This window comes from Vibrio sp. Vb0304 (assembly GCF_033338995.1).
Classification (GTDB): domain Bacteria; phylum Pseudomonadota; class Gammaproteobacteria; order Enterobacterales; family Vibrionaceae; genus Vibrio; species Vibrio alginolyticus.
In genome coordinates, this window is the sequence record NZ_JAWOTT010000320.1 from 1 (window position 1) to 1086 (window position 1086).

1 protein-coding gene is annotated in these 1086 nt (G+C 44.9%); it reads right to left on the reverse strand.

Annotation, left to right across the window (positions count from 1 at the left end; all coding sequences use genetic code 11):
• Window positions 1-50 precede the first annotated feature (50 nt).
• Window positions 51-1086: Hpt domain-containing protein (locus R7P35_RS25940; protein ID WP_318093334.1), on the reverse strand; the 1036-nt coding region annotated here is incomplete at its 5' end.

Here is a 1086-nt window from a genome sequence, read left to right on the forward strand (position 1 = left end):
CGAACGCGCCTTTAATACCTCAACCGCCAACATTTTAAGTCAGAGGAATATCAATCTGTTAGCACTTCTCGTATCTTTTCACTGTTAAGAACTTTCTCTGCGAAAAGTGTTGTTTGTTGTAATACATCTCTTAATTGACAGAGCTTATTATCCGGTACTTCTTTGCCCTGTTTTATCAATAATTCTATCTCACCTGAGATGTAATGCAGGGGCATTGCACCTAAACTTCCTGACACCCCTTTCAGGCTGTGCGCCGCGCGCTGTGCGTTGTCTATATCTTCGTTTAGAAGTTTATGTAATTTAGAACCATCTTCAGCATGATCTTGAATAAAGACCTCGAGCAACATTCGGACAGCGCCTTCATCTCCAGAAAGCGAATCCAGCATTCTGTTTATATCGATAAACGGTTCTTGCGGAGCCAGCAATTCTTGTCGCGAATCAGGGGTTAGCTCTTGCGTTTTATTCGCTTGAGCATCACTTGCCAACTCACGCGCTTTGTTCTCGTGTTCTAAAGAACTGGATGCGTTTTCAGTTTGAGAAACGGCAGGCTCTGATGAACTTGAATTCGCCACCGCATTTTTAGAGAAGACAGCCCATGAAACCACCGCCAACAGACAACCGCTCACGACAATGAGCCAAAAGATAAAAGAAACCAGTTTTTGTTCGAGCGTAGCCTTCATCGACACCAACTGATTAGGAAAATCTGGCTTTAATAACTGATTCGCCAAATAACTGCCCTGCGCATTCGCCGCAAGAACACTTGAGGTTTGTGCGAGTCGACGTTGAAATGCAGAACGCTCCCCTGTCGACAGTGAATCCGATTCGATGAACAGTAAATCCAGGTCGCGATAGGTATCCGTATTGGTGTTGGAATCGCTAAAAATCGATTCAAGAACCAAGGCTCCCAAGCGGTAATACATGTTTTCAATTTGCTGCGAGTTGTTTTCCGCACCTCGGCTGGTGTGCAGTTGTTCCGCCAACGATACCAACTCACCATCACTGCCAATAAAAGCGCGCGCACTTTCCAAAAATCGGTCAGTTGAATAAAGCAATTGCGTGACATCTGTCCCATTTGCATCAGAGACT